This is a genomic window from Streptomyces sp. AC512_CC834, from assembly GCF_019049325.1.
In the GTDB taxonomy this organism is placed as follows: Bacteria; Actinomycetota; Actinomycetes; order Streptomycetales; family Streptomycetaceae; genus Streptomyces.
On record NZ_JAGMUO010000120.1, the window covers coordinates 157,465 to 182,256 of the forward strand.

Annotated in this window: 24 protein-coding genes and 1 tRNA gene; 14 read left to right on the plus strand and 11 right to left on the minus strand. The window is 71.7% G+C overall.

Features of this window, described 5'->3' with window-relative positions:
• Positions 1–29 precede the first annotated feature (29 nt).
• Positions 30–815: a hypothetical protein gene (locus tag KUM40_RS37480; protein ID WP_217170785.1), complete on the minus strand. Its 786-nt coding sequence runs from the start codon at positions 813–815 to the stop codon at positions 30–32.
• Between the two features lie 47 nt (positions 816–862).
• Here KUM40_RS37480 and KUM40_RS37485 point away from each other — a divergent pair, with 47 nt between their 5' ends.
• A complete protein-coding gene (locus KUM40_RS37485; protein WP_217170786.1) occupies positions 863–1,051 on the plus strand; it encodes a DUF5703 family protein in 189 nt (62 codons plus the stop codon).
• 96 nt (positions 1,052–1,147) lie between these two features.
• Here KUM40_RS37485 and KUM40_RS37490 read toward each other — a convergent pair whose 3' ends face one another.
• The 3 genes from KUM40_RS37490 to KUM40_RS37500 form a co-directional block, all read right to left on the minus strand.
• Positions 1,148–1,912 (minus strand): chaplin, encoded by a 765-nt coding sequence (locus KUM40_RS37490; RefSeq protein WP_217170787.1) that lies wholly within the window; start codon positions 1,910–1,912, stop codon positions 1,148–1,150.
• A 192-nt stretch (positions 1,913–2,104) separates the two neighbouring features.
• On the minus strand, positions 2,105–2,338 hold the full coding sequence (gene chpH / locus KUM40_RS37495; RefSeq protein ID WP_003977150.1) for a chaplin ChpH: 234 nt from the start codon (positions 2,336–2,338) through the stop codon (positions 2,105–2,107).
• A 168-nt stretch (positions 2,339–2,506) separates the two neighbouring features.
• On the minus strand, positions 2,507–3,832 hold the full coding sequence (locus KUM40_RS37500) for a M20/M25/M40 family metallo-hydrolase (protein ID WP_217170788.1): 1,326 nt from the start codon (positions 3,830–3,832) through the stop codon (positions 2,507–2,509).
• A 173-nt stretch (positions 3,833–4,005) separates the two neighbouring features.
• On the opposite strand from KUM40_RS37500, the gene KUM40_RS37505 reads away from it, so the two are divergent.
• Together KUM40_RS37505 and KUM40_RS37510 are read left to right on the plus strand one after the other, a co-directional pair.
• Positions 4,006–4,093, plus strand: a tRNA-Leu gene (locus tag KUM40_RS37505).
• Between the two features lie 82 nt (positions 4,094–4,175).
• A complete protein-coding gene (locus KUM40_RS37510; protein WP_374227463.1) occupies positions 4,176–4,559 on the plus strand; it encodes a YchJ family protein in 384 nt (127 codons plus the stop codon).
• 18 nt (positions 4,560–4,577) lie between these two features.
• Here the strand turns inward: KUM40_RS37510 and KUM40_RS37515 are convergent, their stop codons facing one another.
• Positions 4,578–5,279, minus strand: coding sequence for a FadR/GntR family transcriptional regulator (locus KUM40_RS37515; protein WP_217170790.1), 702 nt, complete (start codon positions 5,277–5,279; stop codon positions 4,578–4,580).
• A 137-nt stretch (positions 5,280–5,416) separates the two neighbouring features.
• Here KUM40_RS37515 and KUM40_RS37520 point away from each other — a divergent pair, with 137 nt between their 5' ends.
• The 4 genes from KUM40_RS37520 to KUM40_RS37535 all read left to right on the plus strand — a co-directional run bounded on the left by KUM40_RS37520 (position 5,417) and on the right by KUM40_RS37535 (position 9,431).
• Positions 5,417–5,944 (plus strand): gluconokinase, encoded by a 528-nt coding sequence (locus KUM40_RS37520; RefSeq protein WP_217170912.1) that lies wholly within the window; start codon positions 5,417–5,419, stop codon positions 5,942–5,944.
• A gap of 90 nt (positions 5,945–6,034) precedes the next feature.
• Positions 6,035–7,432 carry a GntP family permease gene (locus tag KUM40_RS37525; RefSeq protein ID WP_217170791.1) on the plus strand — a complete coding sequence of 466 codons (1,398 nt, stop codon included), beginning with the start codon at positions 6,035–6,037 and terminating at the stop codon, positions 7,430–7,432.
• A gap of 62 nt (positions 7,433–7,494) precedes the next feature.
• Positions 7,495–8,256 carry an SDR family oxidoreductase gene (locus tag KUM40_RS37530; protein WP_217170792.1) on the plus strand — a complete coding sequence of 254 codons (762 nt, stop codon included), beginning with the start codon at positions 7,495–7,497 and terminating at the stop codon, positions 8,254–8,256.
• Between the two features lie 32 nt (positions 8,257–8,288).
• Positions 8,289–9,431: an L-idonate 5-dehydrogenase gene (locus KUM40_RS37535; RefSeq protein WP_217170913.1), complete on the plus strand. Its 1,143-nt coding sequence runs from the start codon at positions 8,289–8,291 to the stop codon at positions 9,429–9,431.
• Between the two features lie 107 nt (positions 9,432–9,538).
• On the opposite strand, the gene KUM40_RS37540 is transcribed toward KUM40_RS37535, so the two are convergent.
• Positions 9,539–11,077 carry an APC family permease gene (locus KUM40_RS37540; protein WP_217170793.1) on the minus strand — a complete coding sequence of 513 codons (1,539 nt, stop codon included), beginning with the start codon at positions 11,075–11,077 and terminating at the stop codon, positions 9,539–9,541.
• 77 nt (positions 11,078–11,154) lie between these two features.
• Positions 11,155–12,105, minus strand: a complete 951-nt coding sequence (locus KUM40_RS37545) for a hypothetical protein (RefSeq protein WP_217170794.1) — start codon at positions 12,103–12,105, stop codon at positions 11,155–11,157.
• Positions 12,106–12,415: 310 nt separating this feature from the next.
• Between KUM40_RS37545 and KUM40_RS37550 the strand changes: the two genes are divergently transcribed.
• From KUM40_RS37550 to KUM40_RS37575, 6 genes are all read left to right on the plus strand, one after another.
• A complete protein-coding gene (locus KUM40_RS37550) occupies positions 12,416–13,309 on the plus strand; it encodes a DMT family transporter (protein WP_217170795.1) in 894 nt (297 codons plus the stop codon).
• A 26-nt stretch (positions 13,310–13,335) separates the two neighbouring features.
• Complete coding sequence (locus tag KUM40_RS37555; RefSeq protein WP_217170796.1) at positions 13,336–13,845, plus strand: NUDIX hydrolase; 510 nt, start codon at positions 13,336–13,338, stop codon at positions 13,843–13,845.
• A 219-nt stretch (positions 13,846–14,064) separates the two neighbouring features.
• Positions 14,065–14,457 carry a DUF202 domain-containing protein gene (locus KUM40_RS37560; RefSeq protein ID WP_217170797.1) on the plus strand — a complete coding sequence of 131 codons (393 nt, stop codon included), beginning with the start codon at positions 14,065–14,067 and terminating at the stop codon, positions 14,455–14,457.
• Between the two features lie 2 nt (positions 14,458–14,459).
• Entirely contained in the window at positions 14,460–14,792 is a 333-nt protein-coding gene (locus KUM40_RS37565) for a DUF202 domain-containing protein (RefSeq protein WP_217170798.1), read from the plus strand.
• Between the two features lie 143 nt (positions 14,793–14,935).
• Positions 14,936–15,961 (plus strand): phosphotransferase family protein, encoded by a 1,026-nt coding sequence (locus tag KUM40_RS37570; protein WP_217170799.1) that lies wholly within the window; start codon positions 14,936–14,938, stop codon positions 15,959–15,961.
• 6 nt (positions 15,962–15,967) lie between these two features.
• Positions 15,968–17,182, plus strand: a complete 1,215-nt coding sequence (locus tag KUM40_RS37575; RefSeq protein WP_217170800.1) for an acyl-CoA dehydrogenase family protein — start codon at positions 15,968–15,970, stop codon at positions 17,180–17,182.
• 83 nt (positions 17,183–17,265) lie between these two features.
• On the opposite strand, the gene KUM40_RS37580 is transcribed toward KUM40_RS37575, so the two are convergent.
• Genes KUM40_RS37580 through KUM40_RS37590 form a run of 3 tightly spaced genes read right to left on the minus strand, consistent with a single transcriptional unit; the run spans position 17,266 to position 20,333 of the window.
• Complete coding sequence (locus tag KUM40_RS37580) at positions 17,266–17,859, minus strand: TetR/AcrR family transcriptional regulator (protein ID WP_217170801.1); 594 nt, start codon at positions 17,857–17,859, stop codon at positions 17,266–17,268.
• Between the two features lie 33 nt (positions 17,860–17,892).
• A complete protein-coding gene (locus KUM40_RS37585) occupies positions 17,893–19,566 on the minus strand; it encodes a class I adenylate-forming enzyme family protein (RefSeq protein WP_217170802.1) in 1,674 nt (557 codons plus the stop codon).
• Positions 19,563–20,333, minus strand: a complete 771-nt coding sequence (locus tag KUM40_RS37590) for an SDR family oxidoreductase (protein WP_217170803.1) — start codon at positions 20,331–20,333, stop codon at positions 19,563–19,565. The genes KUM40_RS37585 and KUM40_RS37590 overlap by 4 nt, the downstream gene beginning before the upstream one ends.
• A 194-nt stretch (positions 20,334–20,527) precedes the next feature.
• Between KUM40_RS37590 and KUM40_RS37595 the strand changes: the two genes are divergently transcribed.
• On the plus strand, positions 20,528–21,799 hold the full coding sequence (locus KUM40_RS37595; RefSeq protein ID WP_217170804.1) for an exo-beta-N-acetylmuramidase NamZ domain-containing protein: 1,272 nt from the start codon (positions 20,528–20,530) through the stop codon (positions 21,797–21,799).
• 16 nt (positions 21,800–21,815) lie between these two features.
• Here the strand turns inward: KUM40_RS37595 and KUM40_RS37600 are convergent, their stop codons facing one another.
• The gene (locus KUM40_RS37600) at positions 21,816–24,635 is read right to left on the minus strand and encodes a penicillin acylase family protein (protein WP_217170805.1); all 2,820 of its coding nucleotides are present in this window, start codon (positions 24,633–24,635) and stop codon (positions 21,816–21,818) included.
• Positions 24,636–24,792: the final 157 nt, after the last annotated feature.

Below are 24,792 nucleotides of genomic sequence, written 5' to 3' on the forward strand. Positions count from 1 at the left end.
GGCGACCGGCGGAACGTGGGGGCCGCCGGTCAGCGGTCCGCCTCCAGCGGCGCCGGCTCGCCGTCCTCGTCGAGGTCCGTGTCGAGATCCGTTTCGAGATCCGTGTCGAGGTCCTCGTCCAGCTCCGCCATGCCGCCGTCGCCGTCGCTGCCCTCGTCGTCTTCGTCGTCCTCGTCGTCGTCCTCGTCGTCGTCATCGATGCCGTCGTCGAACTCCTCGTCGAAGACCGCGCTGACGTCGAAGCGGCAGACCACCCGCTGCGGGTCGACCTGTTCGAACGGGGCCTCCAGCCATTCGCCCGGGTCGGCGGTCTCGTCCGCGGCCGTCACCCAGAGCGTGGAGTCGCCCTCCTCCAGCCCGAACTCCTTGTGCCGGGAGGCGATCTCGTCCGGCTCGAACTCACCGAAGAGGAGGCCGAGCGCGCCGTGCACGGTGCCCGAGGCCTCCGCGCCCTGCCCGTCCTCGTCCACCGCCTCGACCCGGCGGGCCTGGGCCATCAGCCGCTGCGGCTCGGCCACCGCGTAGTCGCGGCGGATCAGGACGCTCAGCGCGCTGGGCTCCTCGGGTCCCGTGTACGGCGGCAGCGTGTCGTCGGCGCCGGGGATCTCGAAGGGAGTGACCTCGTCGTACCGGTCGTAGAGCAGTTCGTCGTACGCCTCCGCGGCCGCGGCCAGCTCGTTGAACGCGTCGTAGACGGCCGGGTCGTCCTCGCCCGACCGGCGTTCGACCGCGGCAAGGTGGCGGTCGAGCGCGGTCTTGACCGCCTCGGCGGCGGCGCGTACCTCGGCAGCGGTGGGCTGCGCAGCATCAGACATAGTGCAGACGCTATCCGTACCTGGCCCCAGCCCGCACAATAGATTCGATGCCGGAATACGAATTTGTCGATGTGTACCTACCTCGCGGGGTCTCCCGCAAGGAGGCGGCGCGTCAACTGACGGACCATGCCGAGTACGGACACTGGGAGTTGTACCGCCTGACCCTGCTGCGCGACGGCAGCCGCAAGGTGCGGTTGCGGCGGCGGATCATCCGCCAGGTGCGCGCCACCTGGTGAGCCGGTGACCGGGCCCGGGCGGGCGCGGGTGACGGAGGCGGAGACGGAGCGGGCCCCGCCGGTGCGGAGCCCACTGCGTGTTCCCGTCCGCCCTTCTCACGCCGAGGCGCGCGCCTTGCGGTAGAGCACCGTGCCCGCGAGCAGCGCGCCCGCGCCCACCGGCAGGGCGAGGCCCAGCGGCAGTTCGCTGCCGGTCTCGGCGAGCCGGGCGTCGCCACGGGGCTGGGCGACGGTCTGGGTGTCCGGCCGGTTGTCGTGCGGGGAGCCTTCCGGCGTCCCGCCGTCCGGGCCGTCAGACCCGCCCGGGCCGTCCGGAGTCTCGGGGGTGCCGGGCTCCCCCGGAGGCGTCTCGTGGTCGTCGGGCGGCGTGGAATGATCCCCGCCGCCACCCCCGTTGCCGCAGTCGTTGCCGATGCTCGGGTTGAGGGCGCCAACGACGTCGATGGTGTTGCCGCAGACGTTCACCGGCACGTCGATCGGCACCTCGACGTGGTTGCCGGAGGCGACGCCCGGCGAGTCCGAGGCGTGACCGCCGGCGTGCGCGCCCCCGCGCGAGCCGTCCCGGCCGCCGGAGTCGCCGTATCCGCCGGAGTCCCCGTGTCCGCCGGAGGCACCGCCGCCCTGGTTGGCGCACGCGTTGCCCATCGCCGGGTTGAGGATGCCGACGACGTCGACCGTGTTGCCGCAGACGTTCACCGGCACGTGCACCGGAGCCTGCACCGTGTTGCCCGACAGTACGCCGGGCGAATCCGAACTCGAGCCGTGCGCGCCCGAGTCGGCGTGGGCGGTGCCGCCCGCGGCGGCGATCACGCCGGTGGCCGCCGCCATCGTCATCAGGCCCTTGCGGGTGACCTGTCGCATTTCCTGGATCCCTGCCTTGTCCTGGTCCCGTGGTACCGAGAATGCCGGGAATTCCGGCCTTGCCGTCGTTCCCCCGCCCCGAAGGCCCCTCGAAGGTCCCTCGAAAGGCCGTTGAAAGGCCGTCGGCCCCGGAGCGCATGGCGTGCGCTCCGGGGCCGGCGGACTCAGACCCTCATGGGGCGAGGCACAACGTCACTTGTTGATGCAGACGTTGCCGAAGGCGGGGTTCAGCAGACCGATCACGGAGATCGTGTTGCCGCAGACGTTCACCGGCACGTGCACGGGAACCTGAACGACGTTGCCGGAAAGGACGCCGGGCGAGTGCACGGCGGCACCCTGGGCACCGGAGTCGGCGACGGCCATGCCCGCGCCCGCGAGAACCAGACCACCGGTGGCTGCCGCGGCGGCGACGACCTTCTTGAGCATTGTTCCTCCTAGTTGGCAAACGCGATCCCAAATTACCGATCGCATCACCTGTAACGAGGAGGGAGTAATCAGGCTACGAGCTTATGAGCGCATTCACTCTTCCCGGTCCACTTCCGCACGCGCGGTCGAATACCGTCGCGCGCGGAAGTCGCGTTTCTCCGGGACGAATCAGGACGCGTCGATGAAGCGGTCGAGCACCCGCACGCCGAACCGCAGTCCGTCCACCGGCACCCGCTCGTCGACGCCGTGGAACATGCCCGCGAAGTCCAGCTCCGGCGGCAGCTTGAGCGGCGCGAAGCCGAAGCCCCGGATGCCGAGGTCGTCGAAGGACTTGGCGTCCGTGCCGCCGGAGAGCATGTAGGGGATCGCCTTCGCGGCCGGGTCCTCGGCCACCAGAGCGGACTGCATCGCGTCGACCAGCGCGCCGTCGAAGGTGGTCTCGACGGCCTTGTTGGCGTGCACGTCCTCGCGCCGCACCGCTGGTCCGAGGATCCGGTCGATGTCGGCGAGGAACTCCTCCTCGTGCCCGGGCAGGAAGCGCCCGTCGATGTGCGCGGTGGCCTCGCCGGGGATGACGTTGACCTTGTAACCCGCGCCGAGCTGGGTCGGGTTGGCGGTGTTGCTCAGGGTCGCGCCGATGAGCTTGGCGATGCCGCCGAGCCTGGCGATCGTCCCGTCCATGTCCTCCGGGTCCAGCTCGGTGCCGAGCGCGTCGCCGAGTTCGTCGAGGAAGGCCCGGGTCGTCTTGGTGACGCGGACGGGGAACTTGTGCCGGCCGAGGCGCGCGACGGCCTCGGACAGCTCGGTGATGGCGTTGTCACGGTGGATCATCGACCCGTGCCCGGCGGTACCGGCCACGGTCAGCTTCATCCAGTGGATGCCCTTCTCGGCCGTCTGGATCAGGTAGAGGCGGCGCTGCTCGCTCACGGTGAAGGAGAAGCCGCCCACCTCGCTGATCCCCTCGGTGACGCCCTCGAAGAGGTCGGGATGGTTGTCGACCAGGTGACGCGCGCCGTACGTGCCGCCTGCCTCCTCGTCGGCGAGGAACGCCAGCACGATGTCCCGCGGCGGCTTGCGCCCGCTGCGCAGCCGGTCGCGGACGACCGCGAGGGTCATCGCGTCCATGTCCTTCATGTCGACCGCGCCGCGCCCCCACACGCACCCGTCGGCGATCTCCCCGGAGAAGGGGTGGTGGGTCCAGTCGTCCGCGTTGGCCGGGACGACGTCGGTGTGGCCGTGGATGAGCAGCGCGGGCCTGGACGGGTCCTCGCCCTCGATCCGGGCCACCGTGGACGCGCGTCCGGGGTGGGACTCGAAGATCTTCGGTTCGAGTCCCACTTCGGCGAGCTTCTCGGCGACGTACTCGGCGGCCTTGCGCTCGCCCGGCCCCGAGTGGTCGCCGTAGTTGCTGGTGTCGATCCGGATCAGCTCGCGGCAGAGGTCGACGACCTCGTCCTCGCCGGTGACGCTCCTGGCCGTGCCCGAGTCGCTCACGTGGTTCCTCCCGCTGTCACTGCTGGTGTCAGTGCTGACGTCACTGCTGGTGGGTCCCCCTCATCCTCCCCCTCCGGCCGTCCGCGCCCAAGGAGGGGGTGATCGGCCACCCCGGAAAGCCTGGTAATGTTTACGTCGTCGCCGCGGGCAACGCCCCGCACAACAGACACCTTGTCCGGGTGGCGGAATGGCAGACGCGCTAGCTTGAGGTGCTAGTGCCCTTTATCGGGCGTGGGGGTTCAAGTCCCCCCTCGGACACCAGTACCAATACCAGTCGAGACCCCTGCTGAGCAGGGGTCTTCTGCGTTCCGGCACCGGTTCAGCACTTCGGCGAGCGGGCACAATGGCCGCCATGACGACGCGTTCCTGCCCCTGCGGACTGCCCGACCCGTACGAGAAGTGCTGCGGCCGTTTCCACTCGGGGGCGGCTTCGGCGCCGACCGCCGAGGCCCTGATGCGCTCGCGCTACAGCGCCTTCGTGCGCCTGGACGCGGGGTACCTGCTGCGGACCTGGCACCCCGGGACGCGACCGGAGCGCCTCGACCTCGATCCGGGCACGCGGTGGACCGGCCTTGAGATCCTGGGCACGGGCGACGGGTCCGCCTTCCACTCCGCCGGGACCGTGACGTTCCGGGCGTCCTACCGGGGTGGCTCGCTGCACGAGCGGAGCCGGTTCGAGCGGGTCGACGGGGCGTGGGTGTACGTGGACGGGGACGTCCTCGGCTGACGCCTCCGCCGGCGCCGCTCAGGGCGCCAGGATGTCCAGCTCCTGAAGTGCCCCCACCGTGATCTCCCGGGTCAGCGCCTCCGCGCGCTCGGCGTCACGGGCGCGGACCGCCTCGGCGACCTGGACGTGCAGGGTGACGGCGGCCGGGTCGGGGTCCTCGAACATCACGTCGTGGTGGGTGCGGCCGGCCAGGACCTCGGCGACGACGCCGCCGAGCCGGGCGAACATCTCGTTGCCGGAGGCGGTCAGGATGACGCGGTGGAAGGCCACGTCGTGGAAGAGGTACTCCTCGAGCCGGTGACCGCGTGAGTTGGCGACCATGCCGAGCGCGCACTCGGTCAGCTCGGCGCACTGCTCCGGCGTGGCGAGGCGTGCCGCCAGGCCCGCCGCGACGGGTTCGATCGCCGATCTCAGCATGGTGAGGGAGCGAAGCTGCCGGGGGCGTTCGGTGCCGGCCAGGCGCCAGCGGATGACCTGCGGGTCGTAGACGTTCCACTCGCACTCGGGCAGGACGGTGACGCCCACGCGGCGGCGCGACTCGACGAGGTGCATGGACTCCAGCACCCGGACCGCCTCGCGCATCACGGAGCGCGACACCTCGAAACGCTGGGCGAGTTCGTCCGTGCGCAAAACGCTGCCCGCGGGGTATTCGCCCGCTGTGATGGCGGGGCCGAGGGTGTCAAGTACGCGGCCGTGCAGCCCCCGGCCCGATGTGCTCATGCACTCAGCGTACGGGGCACGTCACGGGAATAAAAAGTCAGACTTATATGTCACAGACTCTTGAAGTCGTCGTACCTAATGGGTTTCAGTTACGTCGACATCACATGTCGACGAAGACAGCAGACAGCGAGAGTGCGATGCAGCAACTGCACACCCCCCACGTGGTCGTGGTCATGGGCGTGGCGGGCACGGGAAAGACCACCATCGGCCCCCTGCTCGCGGCGCGGCTCGGCGTTCCCTACGCCGAGGGCGACGACTTCCACCCCCCGGCCAACGTCGCCAAGATGACGGCCGGCACCCCGCTCACCGACGAGGACCGGCGGCCCTGGCTGGACGCCATCGGCGGCTGGGCGCACGGGCGTGCCGGGCTGGGCGGGGTGGTGAGCAGTTCGGCGCTGAAGCGGTCGTACCGCGACCGGCTGCGGGCCGCTGCTCCCGGTGTCGTCTTCGTGCATCTCACGGGCAGCCGTGAACTGATCGAGGACCGGATGTCTCACCGGCAGGGCCACTTCATGCCGACCGCCCTGCTGGACTCCCAGTTCGCCACGCTCCAGCCGCTCCAGCCGGACGAGGCGGGAGTCGCGGTGGACGTCGCCGGCACCCCCGAGGAGATCACCGAACGGGCGATGAACGCCCTGAAGGGTCTTCCCGAGCCGGCCCGGTAACCCCCCGGCACCTCCCCCCTGGGGGCGTGCCGCCTCCCGCGCGCACGGCCCCGGTCTCCCCCGAATCCGCATCACCGCAAGGGAACCACCGTGACCAGACTCAGCTTCGAGATGCTGGCAGCGGACACCGTCGAGCCGATCACCTCGGCAGGACATGCCCAACTGGGCATCGCCGTGCTCCTGGGCATCGCCGTCATCGTCCTGCTGATCACCAAGTTCAAGCTGCATGCCTTCCTGTCGTTGACCATCGGGTCACTGGCGCTCGGCGCGTTCGCCGGTGCGCCGCTGGACAAGGTCATCACCAGCTTCACCGCCGGGCTCGGCTCCACCGTCGCGGGCGTCGGCGTCCTGATCGCCCTAGGCGCGATCCTCGGCAAGATGCTCGCCGACTCCGGCGGCGCCGACCAGATCGTGGACACCATCCTCGCCAAGGCGACCCCGCGTTCCATGCCGTGGATGATGGTGCTGATCGCCTCCGTCATCGGGCTGCCGCTGTTTTTCGAGGTCGGCATCGTCCTGCTGATCCCGGTCGTGCTGATGGTCGCCAAGCGCGGCAACTACTCCCTGATGCGGATCGGCATCCCGGCCCTGGCCGGTCTGTCCGTGATGCACGGCCTGGTCCCGCCGCACCCCGGCCCGCTGGTCGCGATCGACGCGATCGGTGCCAACCTCGGTGTGACGCTCGCGCTGGGTGTGCTGATCGCCATCCCCACAGTGATCATCGCCGGTCCGGTGTTCTCGAAGTACGCGGCCCGCTGGGTGGACGTTCCCGCCCCCGACCGCATGATCCCGCAGCGCGCCTCCGAGGAGCTGGAGAAGCGCCCGGGCTTCGGCGCCACCCTGGCCACGATCCTGCTGCCGGTCGTGCTGATGCTGCTCAAGGCGCTCGTCGACATCATCGTCGACGACCCGGAGAACCTGGTGCAGCGCACCTTCGACGTCATCGGCAACCCGCTGATCGCCCTGCTCGTCTCCGTGATCGTCGGCATCTTCACGCTGCTGCGGCCCGCCGGGTTCGGCAAGGACCGGCTGTCGGGCCTGGTGGAGAAGGGCCTCGCACCCATCGCCGGCATCCTTCTGATCGTCGGCGCGGGCGGTGGCTTCAAGCAGACGCTGATCGACTCCGGCGTGGGCCAGATGATCCTGGAGATCTCCAAGGACTGGTCGATCCCCGCCCTGCTGCTGGGCTGGCTGATCGCGGTGGCGATCCGGCTGGCGACCGGCTCGGCGACCGTGGCGACCATCTCGGCGGCCGGTCTGGTCGCGCCGCTGGCGGCCGACATGTCGACCGCGCACGCCGCCCTGCTGGTCCTGGCCGTCGGAGCGGGCTCGCTCTTCTTCAGCCACGTCAACGACGCCGGCTTCTGGCTGGTGAAGGAGTACTTCGGCCTGGACGTCGGTCAGACCATCAAGACCTGGTCCGTCATGGAGACGGTCATTTCGGTGGTCGCCGGTGGCCTGGTCCTGCTGTTGTCCCTGGTCATATAGCCGCCCGGCCGACGGGACACTGCCGACGGGACATTGCCGACGGGGCATTGAGGAGTACGACGATGACGACCCACCCTCTCTTCGACATCGGCGGGCGCACGGCCCTGGTGACCGGTTCCAGCCGGGGCATCGGGCTGGCCCTGGCCCGCGGCCTCGCGGAGGCCGGCTGCCGGGTGGTCCTCAACGGACGCGACGGCGACCGCCTCACCAAGGCCGCCGCCGACCTGCCCGGCGAGGTCCACACGGCGGCGTTCGACGTGACCGACGGTCCGTCCGTGGCGGCCGGGATCGCGGAGGTCGAGGAGCGGGTGGGTCCGCTCGACATCCTGGTCAACAACGCCGGCATGCAACTGCGGGCGCCTCTGCTGGAGTTCGCGGACGCCGACTGGCACCGCCTCCTGGACACCAACCTCACCAGCGCCTTCCTGGTGGGCCGGGAGGCCGCGCGCCGGATGACGGAGCGCGGCCGCGGCAAGATCGTCAACATCTGCTCGCTGCAGAGCGAGGTGGTCCGCCCGGGCATCGCGCCCTACGCGGCCACCAAGGGCGCCCTGAAGATGCTCACCAAGGGCATGTGCGCGGACTGGGGCCCGCACGGCATCCAGGTCAACGGGCTCGGTCCCGGCTACATCGAGACCGAGCTGACGCGGCCCCTCGTCGAGGACGATGAGTTCAGCGCCTGGGTGCGCCGGCGCACTCCGGCCGGGCGCTGGGGTCGTACGGAGGACTTGGTGGGCGGGCTGCTGTTCCTCGCCTCGCCCGCCGCGGACTTCGTCGGCGGACAGATCCTGTACGTCGACGGCGGAATGACGAGCGTCCTGTGAACGCCGCGCTCGCCCCCGGGGAGGCGGCTTCGATGCTCGGTTGCGTGATCCACGGCGCGGGCGACCTGCGGGTGGCGGAACTGCCCGCCGTGCGCCCCGGCCCCGGCCAGGCGCTGGTCGCCGTCCATTACGGCGGCGTGTGCGGCTCCGACCTGCACTACTGGCGGCACGGCGGCGTCGGCGACTTCCGCCTGAGGGAGCCGATGCTGCTCGGGCACGAGGTGGTCGGGACGGTCCTGGCGTACGGCTCCCCGAAACCGGACGCGGACCTGCCCGACGCGGACCTGCCGGACGCGGACCTGCCGGACGCGGACCCGCCGGGCCCGGCTGCCGGTACGGCCGTCGCCGTGCATCCGGCGACCCCGTGCGGAGTGTGCCCGGAGTGCGTGGACGGGCGGCGCAACGTCTGCCGGGACACCCGGTACCTGGGCAGCGCGGCCCGTTTCCCGCACGTCCAGGGCGGTTTCGCGGCGCGGATCGTCGTCCCCGCCGACCAACTGCGCCCCCTCCCGGCCGGCCTGGACCCGCGTCGCGCCGCCCTCGCGGAACCGCTCTCCGTCGCGCTGCACGCCGTACGCCGGGCCGGGGATCTGAGCGGCCGGCACGTGCTGGTCACCGGCGCCGGGCCGATCGGCGCCCTGGTGGTCGCGGCGGCGAAGGCGGCGGGCGCGGCACACGTGACGGTGACGGACCTGCTGCCCGCGGCTCTGGAGTACGCGCGGGCCGTCGGCGCCGACTCCCTCGTACGGGCCGACGACCCGGACGACTCCGGTTGGCCGGTGGAAGTGGACGCGGCGATCGAGGCGTCCGGGGTGGCCGCAGGTCTCGACACCTGTCTGCGGCTGGTGAGGCGCGGCGGCGTGGTCGTCCAACTCGGCATGCTGCCGCCCGGGCAGAGCCCCTTCGCGGGGAACCTGGTGGTGAGCCGGGAGATCGAGCTGCGCGGGGCGTTCCGCTTCGACGGCGAGTTCGACGAGGCGCTGCTGCTGCTCGCGGCCGAGCCCGCGTTCGACGCGCTGGTCAGCGCGGTGGTGCCGGTGCGGGACGCGGAGTCGGCGTTCGAACTGGCCGCGGACCGGAGCCGGTCCTGCAAGGTGCTGCTGGACTTCGCCGCGGAGCCCGCCGACGCGGAGCCCTTCGACGCTGAGCCCGCCGCCGCCGAGCCCGACGCCTGACGGTCACCGAGGGAGCGGTCCGGGAGGGCGGCGCTGTCGTACGCGCCGCCCCCGACCCGCCCCCGACCCGCTCACGCGACGACCCTGCGTGCGCGTCCCCGTGCGGGTCAGGAGGACGCGGCCTTGTCCAGTTGGAACGCCTCGTTGCCCTGGCCGATGCGGGCGTGCCGCTCGGGTGCGCGCGAGCGCAGGACGAGGCCCTGCACCACGCCGGCGACCGCGGCGAGGCCGATGATGCCGGGCAGCACCCAGCTCAGGGCGGAGTCGGGTCCCGCGCCGACGAGGACGTCGAAGTCCTTGACGGTGTAACCGGCGATCACCAGCAGGGCGACGCCCGCGACGGCGGAGGTGACCAGGCGCACGCCCTGGGCCCCCGCGGCGCCGCGCCGGACGAAGAAGGCGACGACGGAGAACGAGGCCGCGGCCATCAGCACGATCACCCCGAGGGCACCGATGTTGCCGCCCCAGGTGAACAGGTGCAGTACGGGCTGGGTCGGGTCGCCGTTCGGCTTGTCGTCGGCGATCGCGAACCCGACGACCACGACCGCGGACACGGCGGTCTGAAGCAGCGACCCGGTGCCCGGCGCGCCGCTGGAGCCGCTGGTCCGTCCGAAGGCGGCGGGCAGCAGGCCCTCGCGACCCATGGCGAAGGCGTAGCGGGCGACGACGTTGTGGAAGCTGAGCAGCGCGGCGAACATGCCGGTGACGAACAGGACGTGCAGCACGTCGGTGAAGGTGCCGCCGAGCCGTGACTCGGTCAGGAAGAACAGCAGTCCGGCGCTCTGTTCCTGTGCGGTGCCGACGATCTTGTCGGGCCCGGTGGCCACGGTCAGGGCCCAGCTACTGAGCGCGAAGAAGACCGCGACCCCGCCCACTGCCAGGAACATGACACGCGGTACCAGCACGTGCGGCCGGCTGGTCTCCTCGGCGTACACGGGCGCCTGTTCGAAGCCGAGGAAGGCGGCGATGCAGAAGCAGAGCGCGGTCCCGACACCGGCGCCGGTCAGCGTGTCCGGGTTGAAGGCGTGCAGCGAGAGGCCCTGCGCCCCCGGATCGGCGACGGCGGCGATGTCGAACACCACCACCAGGACGACCTCGATGAGCAGCAGGACACCCAGCACGCGCGCGTTGACGTCGATCTTCAGCCAGCCCAGCGCGCCGACGGCGAGCACGGCCAGCAGGGCCGGAATCCACCAGGCCACATCGAGGTCGGCGTAGGTGGACAGGAGCCCGGACACCTCGAAGCCGAAGATGCCGTAGATGCCGACCTGGAGGGCGTTGTAGGCGACCAGCGCGACCAGGGCGGCGCCCGCGCCGGCGGTGCCGCCCAGTCCGCGGGAGATGTACGCGTAGAAGGCGCCCGCGTTGTGGACGTGCCGGCTCATCTCGGCGTACCCGACGCTGAAGAGGATCAGCACCACACCGAGCACCACGAAGAGCAGAGGCTGTCCGACGATGCCCATGACCGCGAAGGTGGTGGGCATGACGCCCGCGACCACCATCAGCGGGGCGGTGGCGGCGAGCACGGACAGGAGGAGTCCGCCCGTGCCCAGCCGGTCGGCGCGCAGCGCGCGCTCCTCCCCCTTGAAGGTGCTGATGGCGCCACCGCTCGCGGATCTGCTCGTGTTCGAACTGCCCGTGGTCATCGCAGGACGTCCTTCTTTCGTGTCGGTGGTGTGGGTGGTGTGGGTGGTGTGCGTCGGGTCGTCGGGTCGTCGGGCGGTCAGGCCGTGCCCAGCGCGCCTGCCCGGGCGGCACGGAAGGCGGAGACCGGGTCGCGGTCCGGGTACGACCACGGCGCGGGCGTGGCGTGCTCGCCGATTCGGTGGAAGAGGGCGGCGGCCTCGGCGCCGCGGCCCTCACAGGACTTGGCGTGGGCGAGGAAGTTGAGGTCGATCAGCCGGCGCGGGTGGCCGTCCTGCTCCCACTCCAGCCACCAGTCGAAGGCCGCCTTCATCACCAGCCGGGCGCGCCGGCCGACCCAGTGGCCACAGGCGTTCGGGTCGGTGGACTCGTGGCCGGCGGCCGCCAGTACGCGGTAGCGCTCGGCGTGCGCGACGACGGGGAGGATGGCCAGCGGGGAGTCGGCGGGGGCCTGCTCGGCGGCCCAGGTGGCGAAGTCGTACACCTCGTGCAGCGGGTCGGGACCCCCGTCGCCGCCGCGCTCGGCGAGCCGGGCCACCATCAGGTGATGGGCGTGATGGTGATCGGCGTACCGTGCTCGCACCTCGTCGAAGACACGGACGACGTCGGCGTCGGCGCCCAGCGAACGCTCCAGCATGAGCAGGCCGAGCCAGGGCGTGGGATCGTCCGGCACGAGGGCGGCGGCGTCCCGGCACCCCTCGCGGACCCGCGCGGGCTTCTCCTTGCCCCGCAGGGCGCGGTGGACCAGGGCGAGGGCAAGCAGGACGGACGCGTCGGCGGAGTCGGGTTCGGCGAGCAGCCACTCGCGGGCCCAGGGCGCGCAGTGGGGCTCCCCGGCGAGTACGGCCACCCGGTGCCCGCGGCGGTCCCAGTCGTCACCCGTGTGGACCAGCAAGGAACGGACGGACTGCCATCGTCCCTGGGCCAACGCGGCGCGGACGGCAACGAGTTCGGCGTCGTCGAGGGCCTCGTCGAAGGCTTGGGCCGCGCGTTTGCGGCCGCGGCCGAGGGGAGGCGGAGGTGGGGACACCGCGGGAAACTTCCTCACGCGACGCGGTAGGTCGTCGTAGCCGGATTGCCATGACCGGAATGCCATGAACTGATCGCCATGAACTGATTGCCATGAACTGATCACGCACAGCAAACCGGCAGCCAAGGCTTGACGTCAAGAGGAATCGCTCCGTTACACGCGTCAACTCGTGTGACACCAGGGGAACTTGTCACCGAACCCGCCCTCTCCCCCACCCCGAATGCGCCACTCGCCCGGCACCCGGCGCCCGCCCGCACTAGAGTCGTCCCCGACGCACCCCGTGACCCGACTGACGATCGAGGTACGCAGCGTGTCGGTTCTGGTTCTGGTTCTCGCCGTGAGCGCCGCATGCTGTCTGGGCTTCGGTTTCGTCCTCCAGCAGAACGCGGCCCAGCGCGCTCCGCTGGGCGACTTCCTCTCGCCCCGCCTCCTGCTCGACCTGGTGCGGGTGCCACGCTGGCTGGCCGGCATGGGGCTGATGGTGGCCGGCATGGTACTGGGCGCGATCGCCCTGGGCGGCGGTGAACTGACCCTCGTCGAGCCGCTTCTGGCGACGAACCTCCTCTTCGCCCTCGCCCTCTCCCGCATCCAGACCCGGCAGCCGCTGGGCCGCCAGGGCTGGGCCGGACTCGCGCTGCTCGCGGGCGGCGTGACGGCGTTCATCCTGGCCGGTGAGCCGCGCGGCGGCAGCGCGGTGACCGACCCGGTGCGGCACTGGCTGATCGTCGGCGTGATGCTTGGCCTGGCCCTGCTGCTCACGCTGTGCGCCGGCCGCTTCCGGCTGACCTGGGGCCCGATGCTGCTGGCCCTGGCCGCCGGTCTGCTGTACGGGGTGCAGGACGGGTTGACCCGGGTCAGCGGCCGGCGCTTCGCCGCGGGCGGCTTCGCCGAACTCCTGACGGGCTGGCAGCCGTACGCCGTGGTGATGCTCGGCGTCACCGGCCTGGTCCTGGTCCAGAGCGCCTTCGAGACGGCGCCCCTGCGCAGGTCGCTGCCCGCCCTGACGGCGGCCCAGCCGCTCGCGGGCATCGCCTGCGGGGTCGGTTTCCTCGGCGACCGGCTGCACACCGACACCGGGGCCCTCGCGGCGGAGGCGGGCGGTCTCGCGGCGGTCGTGGCGGGCATCGTCCTGCTGGGCATGCACCCGGCGATGCCCCAGGGCACGGGCGAGAGCGGGCACGAACGGGCCCTGCAACGACGCTGACGGGCCGGACGCGCTTGGATGGCGGCATGAGCGCTGCTGACGAGATCCTCGACATCGTCGACGAGAACGACCGCGTCGTCGGCCAGGCCCTGCGGGGCGACGCGTACGCACGGGGGCTGCGCCACCGCTGCGCGTTCGTGTGGGCCCGGGACCCCGAGGGGCGCGTCTTCGTCCACCGCCGCACGGCGACGAAGCTGGTGTTTCCCTCCCTGTACGACATGTTCGTCGGCGGGGTGGTGGGCGCGGGCGAGTCCTACGACGACGCGGCGCTGCGGGAGGCGGAGGAGGAGCTGGGGGTGAGCGGGCTGCCGCGGCCCGAGTTCCTCTTCAAGTTCCTGTACGACGACGGCGCCGGGCGGACCTGGTGGTCGGCGGTGTACGAGGTGCGCTGCGAGGGGCCGGTGTCTCCGCAGGTGGAGGAGGTGGCCTGGCACGGGTTCCTGCCGGAGGCGGAGCTGGAGCGACGGCTCGGCGAGTGGGAGTTCGTGCCGGACGGTTTGTCGGCGTATGCGCGGCTGCGGGCTTGGCGGGGGTGACGGGGTTTTGGGGCCGGCGCTGGCCGGGTGCCGCCCTCTTTGGGACGGGTGCCGCCCTGGGGGTACCTCCCAGGCCGTTCAGGCACTGGGGGAGGCACGATTGCCCGCGGTTGGGGCGGGCGGGCGACCGCCCGTGGCGGGAGGCGTGCGGGCGGCTGGGTGTGGCGGGGGCGGCGGCTGGGTGTGGGTGGGGTGGGTGGTGGCGGATAGGGTCCGGGGGTGAGCGAATTTGTGCGGAACGTCCGGCTGTGGTTTGCGCCCGAGGAGGTCCGGCAGGAGGGCGGCACCCCCGACTACCGGTTCTCGCTGGCGAACGAGCGCACGTTCCTGGCCTGGCTGCGCACCGCCCTCGCCCTGATCGGCGGCGGGTTCGCGGTGGATCAGTTCCTGCCCGACCTGCGCTGGGGCTGGCGCGTGGGGCTCGCGCTGGCGTTGCTCGCGGCCGGTGTGCTGTGCTCGCTGCGCGCCGTGAACCACTGGGTGCGCTGCGAACGCGCCATGCGCCGGGGCGAGAGCCTTCCCGTCTCCCGCTTCCCGGCCCTGCTCAGTCTGGTCGTCGCGGTGGTCGCCGTGGTCATGGTCGTCGTGGTCCTCACCGGCTGGGAGGGCTGAGCGTGAGCGGCGGCGCCGACGCGGCATCCCCGGGCCGCGACCCCGGGCTCCAGCCCGAGCGCACCCGGCTCGCCTGGCGCCGTACCACTCTGTCCGGCACGGTCGTCGCCGTACTCGCCGCCAAGGCCGCGCTGCACGGCGGCGCGACGGCCGCCTCGGTACTCGCGGCCGCCCTGTGCTGCGCCCTCTGGCTGGCCTTCCTGCGCATCGCCCACGGCCGCATCCGCACCCTCGCCTCGGCGAACCGGCCCCGCGCCCTCACCCCGGCCCACGCCACGGCGGCGACCCTGTGCACCGCGGCCCTCGCGGTCTGCGGCGCGTTCCTCGTCCTCTGAGGCCCGGCAGGCGGGTGCGGCCGGGCCGGTGAGCCCGGTGTCCACGCCCGTAACGCCGATCACGTTCCGCCGACCCACTGGACGACATACCGACTGGTCGGCATCATATGTCGGGTACTGTTCACCTGCCGTAGGGAGCGACGATGAGCCCCGACCACCCGCCCGGACTCGATCTCGACCGGTTGCGCGGCCTGCTCGACCGCGAGCGGCCCGGCCTGGTGACCGGCGCGCTGTCCGGCCGGCTGATCGAGGGTGGCCGGTCGAACCTCACCTACGCGGTCTCGGACGGCACCGCCCGCTGGGTCGTACGACGCCCCCCGCTCGGCCACGTCCTGGCCACGGCGCACGACATGAGGCGCGAGCACCGGGTCATCAGCGCCCTGCACCCCACCCACGTACCGGTCCCGCGTCCGGTGCTCCTCTGCGAGGACGACGAGGTCCTCGGCGCGCCCTTCTACGTCATGGAGTTCGTCGAGGGCACCCCGTACCGCACCGCCGAACAGCTCACCCCCCTCGGCCCCGAGCGCACCCGCGCCGCCGTGCTGAACCTCGTCGACACCCTCGTCGGCCTGCACGCGGTGGACCCCGCCGAGGTCGGCCTCGCGGACTTCGGCCGCCCCGAGGGCTTCCTGGACCGCCAGTTGCGCCGCTGGGCCAAGCAGCTCGACGCGTCCCGCAACCGCGACCTCGCCGGCATCGACGAGCTGCACGCCACCCTCGGACGTGAGCTGCCCCCCTCCCCCGCCGCGACGGTCGTGCACGGTGACTACCGCCTCGACAACGTCCTGATCGGCGGCGAGAACGACGACATCAGGGCGATCCTCGACTGGGAGATGTCCACGCTCGGCGACCCGCTGACCGACCTCGGCCTGCTGGTGATGTACAGCATGCCGCTCGGCCTGCCGGACTCCCCCGTCTCCACCACCGCCCGGGCCCCCGGCCACCCCGCCCCCGCCGAGCTGATCGAGCGGTACGCCGCCCGCTCGGGGCGCGACGTGTCCGCCGTCGCCTGGTACACGGCGTTCGCGTGGTTCAAGCTCGCCGTGATCCTGGAGGGCATCCACTACCGCTACACGCTGGGCCAGACGGTCGGCCCCGGCTTCGACCGCATCGGCGATCTCGTCCCCGTCTTCATCGAGCACGGCCTGACCACCCTTCAGAAGGGCTGACCCGTCATGGACTTCGCGTACGACGCACGCACCGAGGAACTCCGCGCCAGGCTGCTCGCCTTCATGGACGAGCACGTCCACCCGGCCGAGCAGGTCGCCCACGAGCAGCGGGCCCTCCTCGCCTCCCCCTGGGACACCCCGCAGGTCGTGGAGGACCTGAAGGCCGAGGCCCGCCGCCAGGGCCTGTGGAACCTGTTCCTGCCCGACACCGACCACGGCGCGGGCCTCACCAACCTCCAGTACGCCCCGCTGGCCGAGATCACCGGCCGCAGCCCGCAGCTCGCGCCGACAGCGACGAACTGCGCCGCGCCGGACACCGGGAACATGGAGGTGCTGGCCCAGTTCGCCGACGAGGCGCAGCAGAAGCAGTGGCTGCAGCCGCTGCTCGCCGGGGAGATCCGCTCGGCGTTCGCGATGACCGAGCCGGACGTGGCCTCCTCGGACGCCACGAACATCACCACGCACATCGAGCGCGACGGCGACGAGTACGTCGTCACGGGCCGCAAGTGGTACATCTCCGGGGCGATGAACCCGGACTGCCGGATCTTCATCGTGATGGGCAAGACCGACCCGGAGGGCGAGGACATCCGCCGCCAGCAGTCGATGGTGCTGGTCCCGCGCGACACGCCCGGCGTCACCGTGAACCGGGCGATGCAGGTCTTCGGATACGAGGACCACTACCACGGCGGCCACGCCGAGGTGACGTTCGACCACGCGCGCGTGCCGGTGTCGAACCTGATCGGCGAGGAGGGCGGCGGCTTCGCCATCGCCCAGGCCCGGCTCGGTCCCGGCCGGATCCACCACTGCATGCGGCTGATCGGCATGGCGGAGCGGGCGATCGAGCTGATGTGCCGCCGGGCGGTGTCCCGCGACGCCTTCGGCAAGTCGCTGGCCCAGCAGGGCGTCGTCCACAACTGGATCGCGGACGCCCGGGTCACCGTGGAGCAACTGCGGCTCCTGGTGCTGAAGACCGCGTGGCTGATGGACACGGTCGGCAACCGGGGCGCGCACACCGAGATCCAGGCCATCAAGATCGCCACGCCCCGCGCGGTGGTCGACATCATCGACCGGGCCATCCAGTTGCACGGCGCGGGCGGCGTGAGCCAGGACTTCCCGCTGGCCGAGCTGTACGCCGGCGCCCGGACGCTGATGATCGCCGACGGTCCGGACGAGGTCCACCAGCGCTCGCTGGCCCGCCGGGAGATCAAGAAGTACCGCTGAGCGAGGCGGCGCCCCCGGAGCCCTCCGTGGCTCCGGGGCCCGTCACCTCCTCACGGACGCCTCACGGACACCTCGCGGACGCGTCACGGGCGCAGTGCGCGCAGCAGCAGGTCTGCGAGGTGGTCGGCGACCTCCTGCGGGCTGAGCGGGCCGTCTGGGCGGTACCAGGTCGACAGGTGGTGGATGGAACCGAAGTGGTAGTCCACCACCAGGTCGGCCGGGGTCTCCTTGGTGAAGACGCCGGCCCGCTGGCCCTCCTCGATGAGCGCGCGGAAACGCTCGTGGTAGCGCCGGCGCTCCGCGCGCACCTGCTTGTTCTTCTCCGGGCTGAGCTGGTGCATGGAGCGGAAGAAGATCGACGCGTCGTCGAGGTTGTCGATGGTCGTGACGACGACGTCGGCCGCCGCGTCCCGCACCCGCTTCTCGACCGGCTCGTCGGAGTCCGCGAAGGCGTCCAGGCGTTCCTGCTGGAGGCGCAGCACGCGCGCGTACACCTCGTGCAGGAGGTCGTCCTTGGAGCCGAAGTAGTGGTACAGCGCCCCCTTGGTGACGCCGGCCGCCTCCACGATCTCCTGTACCGAGGTGCGGTCGTAGCCCTGCTCGGCGAAGAGCCGGGTGGCGGCGGCCAGGAGCCGCTGCGGCACCGGAGTGCCGTCCCCGTCCGTGGTCCTGGGCACTGCCGTCACCTGCCTTTCCGTTTCAGTTTCCGTTCACTGTCCGTCCTGGTGCGTACGGGAACGCAGTTCCCGACGGAGGATCTTCCCACTCGCCGTCTTCGGCAGGTCGGGCAGGATCTCCACCTGGCGCGGGTATTTGTAGGCGGCCAGTCTCTCCTCGCAGTACGCGGCGAGTGCGTCCGGGTCCGCCCCGGCGCCCGGCCGGAGGCTGATGTAGGCCTTGACGGTCTCCCCGCGGTACCCGTCGGGCACGCCGACGACGGCCGCCTCGCGCACCGCCGGGTGGGTGTAGAGCACGTCCTCGACCTCGCGCGGCCAGACCTTGAAGCCGGAGGCGTTGATCATGTCCTTCTTGCGGTCGACGACGTAGAGCCACCCCTGGGCGTCCATGAAGCCGATGTCGCCGGTGCGCAGCTCGCCGCCGGGAAAGGTCTCGGCGGTGGCGTCGGGGCGGCGCCAGTAGCCGGGGACGACCTGCGGGCCGCTCACGACGATCTCGCCCTGTTCCCCGAAGGGCACCTCGGCGCCCTGCTCGTCGACGACGCGGACGATCGTCTCGGGGCCCGGCACGCCGACCGCGAGGGTCCCGGAGACGGGGTCGACCGGGGCCTCCAGGTGCGGCGGGACGGAGGCGCACGGCGCGGTGCACTCGGTGAGTCCGTAGCCGTTGCGGATGTACGGGCCGAAGCCCGCGCGGAACTTCTCCACCAGGGCGGGCGGCAGCGGGGCGCCGCCGGAGGAGATGTTGGCGAAGGACGCGAAGTGCTCGCGGGTGACGGCGGGGTGGGCGGCGAGCGCCATGAAGGCGGTGGACGGGCCGACCGTGTAGTGCGGCCGGTGCTCGGCGAACGCGTCCAGGACCACGCCCGCCTCGAAGCGGTACGCCAGGACGAGCGTGCCCACGCTGTTCAGGCAGGCGCCCAGCTCGCAGACCATGCCGGTGATGTGGAACAGCGGCGCCAGCGCGAAGTAGACCGGCTCCTCGGGCAGGCCGAGCCCGGTGCGCTGGCGCTCCGCGTTGTACATGATGTTGCGGTGGGTGTTGGTGGCGCCCTTGGGTGTGCCGCTGGTGCCCGAGGTGTAGCTGATGAGCGCGGTGTCTCCGGGTTCCGGATCGCGTCCCCGCGGAGCCTTGTGACCGGCGCGGGCCGCCTCCGTGAGGTCGTCGGCGTCGGTGGCGCCCGGCTCCACGCGCTCGAACGCCAGCACGCGCGCGTCCCCGCGGGTTTGGAAGTCCAACTCGCATCCCGTGAGCGCGATCCGCACCGGCGAGTCCGCGGCCGTCTCTCGTAGGTACGACTCCCAGGCCCGGTCGGAGCAGATCAGCGCGGCCACCTCGCCGTCCCGCAGGACGTGGCCGACCTCGCCCGATTTGTACATGGGGTTGACGGGCACGACGACCGCGCCCGCCTTCCAGGCGCCCAGCAGCGCGAGCACGAAGTGCGGGGAGTTCTGCAGCAGGACCGCGACCCGCTCGCCGCGCTCCAGTCCGCGCGCGGCGAGGTGCCCCGCGACGGAGTCGCTCAGCTCGTCCACCTCGCGGTAGGTGAGGCGGCCGTCGAAGTAGGCGAGGAAGGCGCGGTCGGGGGCCTCGGCGGCGGCCCGGCGCAGCGCGTGCACCAGGGAGGCGTCCGGGTCGAGCGGGGCCTTCTGGACGTCGGTCAGCAGGCCCAGCCAGGGCTTGGCCGCGTAAGGGGAGCCGGTCACCGGGCCGTCGCCTCCTCCCACTGCCGCTGGAGCCGGTTCATGCCGTGCAGCCAGCGGTCGGGCTCGGCGGCCCGCGCCTGGTAGTACTCGGCGACCTCGGGGTGCGGCAGGATCAGGAAGCGGTCCTCCTCGATGCCCTTGAAGAGGGCGTCCGCGACGTCCCCCGGCTCGATCGCGGTGGGCCGGAGCACCAGGTCGCCGGCGCTGCCGGTGGCGGCCAGCATGTCGGTGCGCACGCCCTGCGGGCAGATGGCGTGGACCTTGATCCCGCGGTGGCGGTACGTCAGGGACAGCCACTCGGCGAAGGCGTACGCGCCGTGCTTGGTCACGCTGTAGGGCGCGGCGCCGATCATGGTGAGCAGTCCGGCGGCCGAGACGGTGGAGACGAAGCGTCCGCTGCCGCGCTCCAGCCAGTCGGGGATCAGTTCGTGGGCCGCCCGCACGTGGGCCATGACGTTGACGTCCCAGGCCAGCGCCCAGACGGATTCCTCCGCGGCCTGCGAGCCCCCGGAGCCGACGCCCGCGTTGGCGCAGTACACGTCGACCGTGCCGCCGAGCGCTTCGCGGGCCTCGGTGACGATCGTCGAGGCGTCGCCGGGGACCGCGATGCCGCCGATCTCGTCGGCGACGGCCTCGGCCCGGCCGGCGTCCAGGTCGTTGACGACGACCCGGGCGCCCTCGGCGGCGAAGCGGCGGGCCAGCGCGGCGCCGATGCCGCCTCCCGCCCCGGTGACGACGACTCCGGCATCCTGCACGGCTTCCACCATCGGTCTCCTTCGACACGGTTCGGCACGGCTCGGGCACGGCGCGGGCAAGGCTCGCTCCCCGTTGCAAGCGCCAGACTAACCAGTCGGTATGTGCGACGGAAGAGGCGAACCGCGGTCTACTCCATTCCGCCCGGCCCGGGGCGCGGGTTAGCGTGCGTGCGCATGACACCCGCCGCGATCACGGAGGTCACCGCATGACGCTGTCCAGACGGAACCTGCTCGCCACGACGGCCGCGGTGGCGGCCGGCACCACCGCCGCCGCATCGGCGGGCACGGCACAGGCGGCACCCGCGGGGCACGGGGGCCACGGGGGCCGCCACCGGCTGCGCACCGGCTTCGAGCGTCTCGCCGACGGCGGCTACGCCCCGCTCGACGGGCAGAAGGTCGGCGTCGTCACCAATCCGACCGGCATCACCCGCGACGTACGCCACATCGTCGACGTCATGCACGCCGACGACCGCGTGGACCTGACCGCCGTCTTCGGCCCCGAGCACGGCTTCCGCGGCACCGCGCAGGCGGGCGGCTCCGAGGGCCGCTACGACGACCCCGCGACCGGGCTGCCGGTCTACGACACGTACCTGAAGAGCGGGCAGCCGCTCGCGGACGTGTTCACGGCGTCCGGCGTGGACACCGTCGTCTTCGACATCCAGGACGTCGGAGCGCGCTTCTACACGTACATCTGGACGCTGTTCGACTGCATGGAGGCGGCCTCGCTCGCGGGCAAGCGCTTCGTGGTCCTGGACCGGCCGAACCCGGTGACCGGGCGGGCGTCACTCGGTCCGATCCTGCACAAGGAGTTCGCGACCTTCGTCGGCCGGCAGCCGATCGCGCAGGCGCACGGCATGACGGTCGCCGAGCTGGCGCTGCTCTTCAACGGCGAGTTCCTTCAGTCGCCGGTGCCGCTGGAGACAGTGACGATGACGGGCTGGAGGCGCTCGGAGTTCTACGACGCCTCGGGACTGCCCTGGGTGCCGCCGAGCCCGAACATGCCGACGCCGGAGTGCGCGCTGGTGTACTCGGGGACCTGCCTCTTCGAGGGCACGAACCTCTCCGAGGGCCGTGGCACCACCCGCCCGTTCGAACTGCTCGGCGCCGAGGGCATCGACGGGAGCTGGGCCGCCGCCGCGAACGAGCTCCGCCTGCCTGGCGTGCGCTTCAGGGAGGCGTACTTCGCGCCCACCTTCTCCAAGTTCCAGGGCAAGACCGTCGGCGGTGTGCAGCTCCACGTGCACGACCGGGCCGCCTTCGATCCGGTGCGCACCGGCATCGCCCTCCTGGTGACCGCGCGGCGGACCTGGGACGGCTTCGCCTGGCGGTCGGACAACTGGATCGACAAGCTCACCGGCTCCACGCAGGTGCGCACGATGATCGACGCGGGCGCGGACACCGACGCGGTGGTGGACGGCTGGGAGAGGGAACTGGCGGCGTTCCGAAGGACGCGCCGCCAGTACCTGCTCTACCGCTGATCCCGCTGTCGGTGGGTCACCTGTGGGACGTGAACTCCACGACCTGCTGATAGGTCGGCCGGTTCTGCCAGCTAATGCCGCCGTGCTTGATGCCGCCGAGGGTGCGGTGGATCACCGAGTCGGCGCACCACTGGTCCCCGGCCGAGCAACTGTCGTCGCCGGGATAGACCTGGGCGGCCGTGCGGCCCGCCGCCTCCTTGAGGGTGGAGACCAGGGTGTCCCGGCAGGCGGCGAGGTCGCCGTCGCCGCAGTACGCGCGCGCCAGCGGGCCCTTGACGGGCTCGCCGAGCACGGCCCGGATGTCCTTGTCGACATAGCTCCACCAGCCGTACTGGAAGGCGCTGCCGGCGTGGGCGCCGGTCGGGCCGTGGGCGGCGGACGGGGACTCGTCGACGGGCAGGTTGCGGGTGAAGGCGGTGTACAGGTCGCTGCCGAGGCCGGGTTCGAACTCGGCCTTCACCAGCAGCGGCCACCAGGCGTCCAGGGTGCGGATCGCGTCGGCGTGGGCGTACTTCTTGGAGCCCGCCGAGGTCTCCGTGCGCAGGCCGCCCGCGGACAGCCACGCCTTGAGCCGGTCCACGGCCGTCATGGCCGCCGGGTCGGTCACCGGCGCGGAGTCGATCACCTTCAGCAGGTCGGGCACGACGTCCTCGGCCCGCAGGTCGGCGAGGCCCGCCTCGGCCATGGCCTTGACCAGCGCGGTGCGGGTGACGCCGCCGTCGGCGACCAGCCTCTTCACGCGGTCGTCGAGGAGGTTGCCGCGGTGGACGGAGCCGTTGCCCCAGGACGCGGCCGGGTAGTCCTTGGCCTGCTTGTTGTTCCAGGAGACGTAGTAGCCCTGGTCGACCGACTGCGGGTGGGCGGACGCGGCGGTGTACCGGGCGGTGTTGTCGGCCGGGTCCCAGCCCTGCCACTCGTATGCCTGCCGGGCCCAGACCGGGAACTCGGCGTCGACGTCGTCCGCGCGCACCGGGTTGTCGCCGCTGTTGTAGTACGCGGTGTGTTCGGAGTCGGCGTAGAACCAGTTGAACGTGTAGTTGATGTGCTGGACGGCGCTCTGGAAGCGCTCGGGGCCGTTGACGTAGTCCGGATCGTTCAGCATCTGGAAGCCGATGATGGAGTCGGCCTCGTGGAGGTACGAGGAGCGCAGGGTGGTGTAGGCGACCTTCTTGCCGCCGACCGTGGCGCGGTACTCGACCGGGCCGTACTTGGTGCGCCAGACGCGCATCGTGTAGGAGCCGGCCGCGGTGGAGTCGGCGACGGTCGGCTTCCAGGCGTTGTGGCGTTCGACCTTCTCCATCGGCGTGCAGGTGCCGCGGTAGAGGTAGTGGTGGTCGTCCTGGCACAGCTCGACCGCGTAGGTGTCGATGATGTCCTGGCCGGAGGTGGTGGCGCTCCAGGCGTAGTCCTGGCCGCGGCCGAGTTCGACGTACATGCTCAGGCCCGCGAAGGAGGCGCCGCGGGCGCTGATGCCGGGGCCCTGGATCTCCTGGAGCATGAGGAGCTGCGGCGCGAAGTAGCCGGTCTGCGGTCCGAATACGGCGACCGGGTGGCCGCTCGCGGTGTGCTCCCCGCTGACGACGAGGGCGTTGGACATGCCTCGCCGGGCCGATGTCATGGCCGTCTTCGCGGCGGTGGTGGAGGCGCCGGTCGCGCTCGCCGCGGCGGCGCTGCCCGTACGGTCGTACACCAGCGGCTCCGCCTCGAGGGACCCGGCGTCGGGCAGGGCGCGGCCCTGCGGGTCGTCCGGCGTGGGCAGGTACGGGAAGCTGCCGTCGTGCTGGGTGAGGACGGCCTCGGGGTCGTTGCGCTGGCGGAAGGACTCCCAGACCTTGGTGCCCTCGGCGACGCCGTACTTCTCCTGGGCGGCGAGGAGGGAGAGCGCGTTGTTGACCTCGCCGCCGCCCCCGGCGCCGAAGAGGGAGCCGATGACGGAGGCCAGCGCGATCAGGTCGGTGCGCTTGAAGTGCTCGATGGTGCCGGCGTTGGTGATGGCGTCCTTGTGGCCGGTCAGGACGTACTCGCCGGGGAAGTAGCGGCCCTTGTCGGAGGCGTCGATGTAGGCGTTGACGCCGGCGACGTAGGCGTCCACGTCGGCCAGGGCCAGCTCGCCGCGCTCACCTGCCTTGGCGGCGGCGCTCTCTATCTGCGCCTCGAGGTCGGCCTCGGTGTACGGGGCACTGCGCCAGAACTGCTGTTCCAGTCCCTGGTTTGCGGGGGCGCCGCCGGCGAAGGGGGTCAACTGACCCCGTCCGACGTGCCGGAAGAGGTCCATCAGCCACAGCCGGTCCCGGGCCGCCGCGTAGCCGGCGCCGAACTCGGTGCCGTAGCGGGTGGTGCCGGTGATGTGCGGCACACCGGTCTTCTTGTCGCGGACGATGGTCACGTCGTCGCGGCCGGCGGGGCGGACGGTGGAGGCGACCTGTCCGTCGGGGACGCCGAAGGAGGCGTCGTTGAAGAAGTCGTTGATCTTGTCGTTGGTGAGGGTGGAGTAGCCGGTGGCGAGGTCCGCGTAGGGGCCGAGCTGGTCCTCGGCGTGCGCGGGCTGGGTGCCGAAGGCCTGGTTGAGCAGGATCTGGGCGAGGGTGGCGTTGCCGTTCTGGCCGGGCGGCAGGATGTCGGAACACTGCCCTCCGCAGTGGTCGTTGGCCGCCGCCGCGGTGGCCGTGACCTCGGCGGTGTCTTCGGCGGTGTCTTCGCCGGCGGCCATCGCCGGGGAAAGCGGTGACAAAAGGCCGGCAATGAGGGCGCATACGGATGCGGACTTCAGGAACCCGTGGAAGCCGCGGGGAGTTCTCAGTCTGTCGAGGGCGTTGCGTGGGGTGCGCCGTTGCATGGCAGCTCCTCCCGACGGGGGTGTGGCGGGACGTTACCGCCGGTATCCCCGAGTTGGAAGATGAACATGCGTCACTTTTTGGAACGGGTGGATCGGCTTATGGCGGGCATCGGAAATCGGATGGAGCCGAATCGCCTGTCGATACGTCTATTCGGCG

Excerpts from the sequence above, each read along its gene's own strand:
- KUM40_RS37570 (WP_217170799.1), top strand. The coding sequence starts at position 14,936 with ATGAGCCCCGACCACCCGCCCGGACTCGATCTCGACCGGTTGCGCGGC.
- KUM40_RS37510 (WP_374227463.1), top strand. The coding sequence starts at position 4,176 with ATGGCCGCCATGACGACGCGTTCCTGCCCCTGCGGACTGCCCGACCCG.
- KUM40_RS37600 (WP_217170805.1), bottom strand. The coding sequence starts at position 24,635 with ATGCAACGGCGCACCCCACGCAACGCCCTCGACAGACTGAGAACTCCC.
- KUM40_RS37540 (WP_217170793.1), bottom strand. The coding sequence starts at position 11,077 with ATGACCACGGGCAGTTCGAACACGAGCAGATCCGCGAGCGGTGGCGCC.
- KUM40_RS37535 (WP_217170913.1), top strand. The coding sequence starts at position 8,289 with ATGCTCGGTTGCGTGATCCACGGCGCGGGCGACCTGCGGGTGGCGGAA.
- KUM40_RS37555 (WP_217170796.1), top strand. The coding sequence starts at position 13,336 with ATGAGCGCTGCTGACGAGATCCTCGACATCGTCGACGAGAACGACCGC.
- KUM40_RS37515 (WP_217170790.1), bottom strand. The coding sequence starts at position 5,279 with ATGAGCACATCGGGCCGGGGGCTGCACGGCCGCGTACTTGACACCCTC.
- KUM40_RS37520 (WP_217170912.1), top strand. The coding sequence starts at position 5,417 with ATGCAGCAACTGCACACCCCCCACGTGGTCGTGGTCATGGGCGTGGCG.
- KUM40_RS37530 (WP_217170792.1), top strand. The coding sequence starts at position 7,495 with ATGACGACCCACCCTCTCTTCGACATCGGCGGGCGCACGGCCCTGGTG.
- KUM40_RS37490 (WP_217170787.1), bottom strand. The coding sequence starts at position 1,912 with ATGCGACAGGTCACCCGCAAGGGCCTGATGACGATGGCGGCGGCCACC.
- KUM40_RS37595 (WP_217170804.1), top strand. The coding sequence starts at position 20,528 with ATGACGCTGTCCAGACGGAACCTGCTCGCCACGACGGCCGCGGTGGCG.
- KUM40_RS37480 (WP_217170785.1), bottom strand. The coding sequence starts at position 815 with ATGTCTGATGCTGCGCAGCCCACCGCTGCCGAGGTACGCGCCGCCGCC.
- chpH (WP_003977150.1), bottom strand. The coding sequence starts at position 2,338 with ATGCTCAAGAAGGTCGTCGCCGCCGCGGCAGCCACCGGTGGTCTGGTT.
- KUM40_RS37485 (WP_217170786.1), top strand. The coding sequence starts at position 863 with ATGCCGGAATACGAATTTGTCGATGTGTACCTACCTCGCGGGGTCTCC.
- KUM40_RS37575 (WP_217170800.1), top strand. The coding sequence starts at position 15,968 with ATGGACTTCGCGTACGACGCACGCACCGAGGAACTCCGCGCCAGGCTG.
- KUM40_RS37590 (WP_217170803.1), bottom strand. The coding sequence starts at position 20,333 with ATGGTGGAAGCCGTGCAGGATGCCGGAGTCGTCGTCACCGGGGCGGGA.